This is a genomic window from Flavobacterium sp. (genome assembly GCF_050696275.1).
Lineage (GTDB): Bacteria > Bacteroidota > Bacteroidia > Flavobacteriales > Flavobacteriaceae > Flavobacterium.
In genome coordinates, this window is the sequence record NZ_JBOGUT010000021.1 from 68,885 (window position 1) to 75,318 (window position 6,434).

Below are 6,434 nucleotides of genomic sequence, written 5' to 3' on the forward strand. Positions count from 1 at the left end.
ATATTTGCATGCAATTTAACTACAACGATAAATTGCAACATGAAAGCACACACAGCTAAAATTATAGGAGAAGGATTAACCTACGATGATGTCCTGCTAATCCCCAATTATTCTGAAGTACTTCCGCGCGAAGTAAGTATCAAAACCAAATTCTCGAAAAACATTACTTTGAACGTTCCTATTGTATCTGCTGCAATGGATACCGTTACCGAAAGTTCTATGGCAATTGCTATGGCTCAGGAAGGCGGAATAGGTGTTCTGCATAAGAACATGACTATTGAACAACAGGCAGCTAAGGTTCGCAGAGTAAAACGTGCAGAATCAGGGATGATAATTGACCCGGTTACTTTACCGTTAACAGCTACTGTAGGAGACGCAAAGCAATTGATGCGTGAATTCAGTATAGGAGGAATTCCTGTGGTAAATGGAGATCAGATACTTAAAGGAATTGTAACAAACCGTGACCTTCGTTTTGAAAAAGACAATGCCAGACCAATTGTTGAAGTAATGACCAGCGAGAATCTGGTGACTGTTTCGGAAGGAACTTCATTAGAGCAAGCTGAAGTCGTGCTTCAAGGAAACAAAATCGAAAAACTTCCAGTCGTAAATTCGGAATATAAACTAATCGGATTAATTACTTTTAGAGATATTACCAAACTGACACAAAAACCCAATGCAAATAAAGATAAATTCGGACGTTTACGCGTAGCTGCAGCTCTTGGCGTAACTGCCGATGCAGTAGAAAGAGCGACCGCCCTTGTTAATGCAGGAGTTGATGCCGTAATTATTGATACTGCTCACGGTCATACAAAAGGAGTAGTAGATGTTTTGAAATTAGTAAAAGCTAAATTCCCGGAATTGGACGTGGTTGTTGGTAATATTGCAACACCGGAAGCTGCTTTATATTTGGCTCAAAATGGTGCTGATGCCGTTAAAGTCGGTATTGGACCAGGTTCAATTTGTACAACTCGTGTGGTTGCCGGAGTTGGATTTCCGCAGTTTTCAGCTGTATTGGAAGTCGCTGCTGCATTGAGAGGAACAGGAGTTCCGGTAATTGCCGATGGAGGAATCCGTTATACTGGAGATATTCCTAAAGCGATTGCTGCCGGGGCAGACTGCGTTATGTTAGGCTCGCTTCTGGCAGGAACAAAAGAATCACCGGGAGAAACTATTATTTTCGAAGGAAGAAAATTCAAATCCTATAGAGGAATGGGTTCAGTAGAAGCCATGCAGGAAGGTTCAAAAGACCGTTATTTCCAAGATGTGGAAGACGATGTGAAAAAACTGGTTCCGGAAGGAATTGTAGGCCGAGTACCTTATAAAGGAGATCTGAACGAAAGCATGCAACAATTTGTAGGTGGACTTCGTGCCGGAATGGGGTATTGTGGTGCAAAAGATATTGAAACATTACAGGCAACCGGACGTTTTATCAGAATTACGGCAAGCGGAATAGGAGAAAGCCACCCGCATAATGTAACGATTACAAAAGAGGCTCCTAATTATTCGAGATAATCGAAGGAGAGGAAATAATAAAAGAGAATAGAAGCAAAGGCATAGGAAATTAACTTATGCCTTTGCTTTTTGCCTTAATTTTTAAACAATCCCGCCATCAGTTTTCTGTCGCCTACAACCCAAAGAATATCACCTTCTTCCAGAATAAGATGTGAGTCAGGATTAAGCATACGTTTTCCTTCCCGTTCGATACCTACAACGAGTCCGTTTGTTTTTTCTCTGATTTGGGATTGGCGGATACTTTTGCCGATAAAAGACTCATTCTTTAATTCGAGATGTTGTAATACGATATCTGTTTCTACACTATCTTCCGGAGCTTCAATTTCGTTTTGATCGAGGTATTTTTTGAATTTCTTTACCTGAGCATCGGTACCGATCACACAAATTTCGTCACCAGGAAACAACCTTTCGTTTCGGCTTGGGATATTGACCATGATTTCGCCCCGTTTGATAAAAGCAATATTAATTCCCATCTTTTCACGAATGTGTAATTCTTCGAGTGTTTTCCCGACAATATTGGAAGTGGAAGCGATATCAAAAGTTGCCATGTGCCCGTCCCAGGGAGTCAGATCCCGGCGTGTTTTTCTTTCTTTGGAAATTTCCCTTTCATTCAGATTGCTGAGGAAATGTCTTTCAATTCGGTGGTAGCGAGTCTGAAGCCGCTTTGGGAAAAGAAAATAAGCGATGAGAGCCGCAATTAGAGCAATCAGTGCTGCAATGGGTGAAAAGAAATTGTTGAGGATGAATCCGATGAAAAAAAGACCCAAGGCAATTCTAAAGAAGATAAGTACAACAATAGGCCCTCGGTATTTTCGGTTTTGGAATAATTCGGTTACTTCCTCGGCTGCAATCCTTCTGAAGGAAAGCGCCCATAAAAAAGGAGAAAGCAAGATTAACGTAATTAAAGCTGCGATGCTGTGGCCAAATTTGGAACCCGCTACAAGAGGCAAAATATACTCCGTAGAAAGCAGTACAATGGCTATAATGATGATGGAGTGCAGTATAATTTGCATTAGATAACTTCGGAGTGCTTTTTGCCAGGTGCTTACGGTTCGGATAGCATCAGCATTAGCACTGTACTGTTCAAAAGTTTTGACCCATTTTCGCGGTAATTTCTTTTCCAGAAAAATAGCTACAGGCGTACTGAGCTTTACCATATAAGGTGTTGTAAAAGTAGTGACGGCCGAAACGGCAACTACTATCGGATAAAGGAAATCGCTGGTGACATTGAGCGTTGTGCCAAGTGTTGCTATGATAAATGAGAACTCTCCAATTTGAGACAAGCTCATTCCGGTTTGAACGGATTGCTTTAGAGGCTGCCCTGAAAATAAAGACCCGACGGCCGCACTGATGGACTGACCAAAGATAACGACAAAAGTCAGGAGGGCAACAGGAACAGCATGTTCGACCAGCGTTTGCGGATCTATTAACATCCCGACAGATACAAAGAATACCGCTCCAAATAAATCTTTAACCGGTTTAACCAAATGCTCAATGTGTTCCGCCTGAGTGGTTTCTGCAATGATAGAACCCATGATAAAAGCACCGAGAGCAGGTGAGAAGCCTACGCTGGAAGCTAAAATAACCATCATCAGACACAAGGCAATGGCAATAATTAAAATCATTTCGTCGGTTAGGAGATGTTTGGCTTTTTTGAGTAATGTGGGAATAAAAAAGATACCTCCTACAAACCAGATGGTTAAGAAAAATATCAATTTTAACACAGAAAGCAGTAATTCTCCGCCGGAAAACTGTTGACTGACTGCAATCGTAGAAAGCAAAACCATCATTAAAATCGCCATTATGTCCTGAACAATCAGTGCACCAATAACATTTCCGGCAAATTTCTGGGATTTGACACCCAGTTCGTCAAAGGTTTTGAGGATAATTGTGGTGGAAGAAATGGAAAGCATGACCCCTAGGAAAATACTATTCATTTTCCCCCAATTCATGAATTGACCAACGAAATACCCGATGATGACCATGGCTACAATTTGGGTAATGGCTGTCACAGAAGCTGTTCCGCCGACTTTCATTAGTTTTTTGAAACTGAATTCGAGACCGAGACTGAATAAAAGAAAGATGATCCCTATTTCTGCCCAGACTTCTACACTGTGCATATCTTTTACCGAAGGAAAAAAATCGAAGTGACTTCCAGCCAGAAAACCGGCAATCAGGTAACCTAAAACGAGAGGCTGCTTTATTTTTTTAAAGAGTAAAACAGCAACTCCAGCGGTCATTAAGATTAATCCCAGATCGCTGATTAACGGGTACAGATGATGTGATGATTGTGTTGCAGCAGCAGATAAAAACATAGGCGTATAAAATTGTATGGTGTAAAATACTAAAAAAAGCCCAATTTTTAAAGTTTTTAGGGTATAAAATACGCATTTAGCACGGATAGTGGGTGATTTTGAGTTAAAAAATCAAATTAGCATGTTCTTTGAAGCTGGGTTTTAGGACTTATCTGGATTGGGCTAAAAATTCAAGTAAAATGGGATCAGCATTTTTGAAAGTTGCGGGCTGTTCCGTAATAGTAGCTATCCTTTTTTTGTTGAGTTTCATTGTGATATCCGCTTCGGTCGTAAATAGTAATACGGATAAAAACGGGTTGTTAATATAAGGCACTACTTCCGTTTCGAGTTCTTCTATGGCAATGGTTTTTTCAATTTCTTCCAGACCATCTTTATAGATTTTAAACTTCACAGATAATTTTAAGATGCCTTCTTCCAAAGTTGTTCGGACGTAGATATTTTGAAGTTCTGTCCTTCCTATGGTTTTGGCCAGCGTGAGTTTGGCAAAAGTACCATCGTTAATGCTTTCTCTAAATTTATCGAAAAGAATTGTGAAAGTGGGATTAACAGGCATTTTACTTTTTTTAAAATTGTATTTCGCAAAATTAAGCTTTGTTCCGAATATAGAAGGAGTTTGGATTGTTTTTTATTCGATTTTGGCTTTCCTTTTTGAATATTCTTTGGCAAGAAGTAATGCGTTGTAGGCATTTACTACTTTTCCTGTTTTAGATAACTCTTTGAAAGGCTTGAAAATACCTTCTTTATTATCTGGTAATAACACTTCTAAATCATCAAAAGAAATACCTGATTCCAGTATAATTTGCTTGACTTCTGAGGCTTTTAATTTAGGATAGTAGGAACGAACTAGTGCTGCCACTCCTGCAACAACTGGACCAGATATTGAAGTGCCATCTCTATATGAATATCCAACTGTTGGGTCAGTAGTTTTTAAGAAATAACCTGGAGCAAAAATATCAACTGTTTTTTTTCCATAATTTGTAAAGTAAGCAAGAAAATATTTATCTCCATCAAGGGTTATTGCTCCTACTTTGATGAAATTATTGCAATATTCTACATCCGTTTGCTCATCATAATCAATAGGATAAAAAGGTTTGATAAATAGATTAATTTCATTGTTTTCTATTTTTGCTGATTTCTTTTGCCATTTGCATTGCATTATATACATTGAGTATTCTTCCTGTTTTTGATAACTCTTTGAATAGTATTTTTTTACCCTTCCCTGCTGGGATATAAACCTCATTATCATACGGAGTTCCTGACTCTAAAATAATTTGTTTTACCTGTTGTACTGTTAATTTAGGATAATAAGACCAAAGTAAAGCAGCTGTACCCGAAACCATAGGAGCAGCTAACGAAGTTCCTGAATCAAACTCATATTTATTGTCAGGGGCAGTTGTATATATATATTCTCCAGGGGCGAACAAGTCTACATTCTTTTTACCATAATTTGAGAATTGAGACACTATTAAATCACCACTTTTATTACATATAGAACCTACATTAATAAAATTATTACATACTTCTCCTTTGTTATCATAATTATAATCACTTGGATAGTAAGGATTCACATCTACATCCACGCCATCATTACCCGATGCGTGAACCAATAATACATTATGTTGTTCGGCATATTTGTAGGCATCATTAACCCAATCCTTATGAAGAGAAAATTCTTTACCAATAGACAATTAATTACTTTAGCACCATTATCTACGACATAGCGTATGGCCATTGCAATATCTTTGTCGTGTTCGTCGCCATACTATAGAAATCTCCTCTTGAGTAAAACCCAATAGTTTTCTTATAGTATTGTTTTTCATTTGTGGCATTTTTTTTTAAATTATTTTTTTTACCACCAAAGTTGTGGCATTTTTTTCATATTAAAAAATTTTGCCACAGATTTTGTGGTAAAATTTTTAAAATTATTTTTTTACCACAAAAAAATAAATCCTACCAGATTAATTAATTTATTAATAATCAAATATTTAAATCAATAATTTTAAATATTAAAAACAGTAAAAAAGCCTTAAGATATGAAAAATCAATACCATTTAAATTTCAAACTAATGGCCATAGCTATGAGCAATAAAAGAGTAGTAAAACGAATGCAGCACATCAATTAAATATTAAAGTAGATACTCTTAAGTTCTGGAGATACAAATACAAGAAAGGTCAGCTAGCATATTACAGCCAATTGATAAAAATTTTAATTTGGATATACAAAGCGAAAGGTATTTTTTTGGAAACTTGGACAAAGACAATAACAGGTACTATTTCTTAGACCTAGAATCAAAATATACCGTCAAAGACAATAAACTTTCGTTTTCGCTTTTAGGTAAAAACCTTTTAAATACTAAAAAATTTACAGAGTATTATGTAAGTGATATTTCTGTTTCCTTAACAGAATATAAACTATTGTCGCGTTATGTTTTACTCAAAATAGATTATCGATTCTAAAATTTTTGGTTTGTTAGTTGTTTATGCAGGCCTGCAAGATTTGAACACTTGTAGGTCTGGACCAAAAACGATTTTTTCTAAATTAATATATAAACCATATAAAAAAAATAAACGCCATGGAGGAAAATTTAATAAGCAGAGGAACTGCAA

General features: G+C 37.0%; 5 protein-coding genes. 1 reads left to right on the plus strand and 4 read right to left on the minus strand.

Features of this window, described 5'->3' with window-relative positions:
• Positions 1-39: 39 nt before the first annotated feature.
• Positions 40-1,512, plus strand: a complete 1,473-nt coding sequence (guaB, locus tag ACRDEC_RS11740; RefSeq protein WP_431498540.1) for an IMP dehydrogenase — start codon at positions 40-42, stop codon at positions 1,510-1,512.
• Between the two features lie 74 nt (positions 1,513-1,586).
• Here the strand turns inward: guaB and ACRDEC_RS11745 are convergent, their stop codons facing one another.
• The 4 genes from ACRDEC_RS11745 to ACRDEC_RS11760 all read right to left on the minus strand — a co-directional run bounded on the left by ACRDEC_RS11745 (position 1,587) and on the right by ACRDEC_RS11760 (position 5,515).
• The gene (locus ACRDEC_RS11745; protein ID WP_431498541.1) at positions 1,587-3,827 is read right to left on the minus strand and encodes a cation:proton antiporter; all 2,241 of its coding nucleotides are present in this window, start codon (positions 3,825-3,827) and stop codon (positions 1,587-1,589) included.
• 148 nt (positions 3,828-3,975) lie between these two features.
• On the minus strand, positions 3,976-4,380 hold the full coding sequence (locus ACRDEC_RS11750; protein ID WP_431498542.1) for a hypothetical protein: 405 nt from the start codon (positions 4,378-4,380) through the stop codon (positions 3,976-3,978).
• A 72-nt stretch (positions 4,381-4,452) separates the two neighbouring features.
• The gene (locus tag ACRDEC_RS11755) at positions 4,453-4,992 is read right to left on the minus strand and encodes a S8 family serine peptidase (protein WP_431498543.1); all 540 of its coding nucleotides are present in this window, start codon (positions 4,990-4,992) and stop codon (positions 4,453-4,455) included.
• A complete protein-coding gene (locus tag ACRDEC_RS11760) occupies positions 4,937-5,515 on the minus strand; it encodes a S8 family serine peptidase (protein WP_431498544.1) in 579 nt (192 codons plus the stop codon). Before ACRDEC_RS11760 ends, ACRDEC_RS11755 begins: the two co-directional genes overlap by 56 nt.
• Positions 5,516-6,434: the final 919 nt, after the last annotated feature.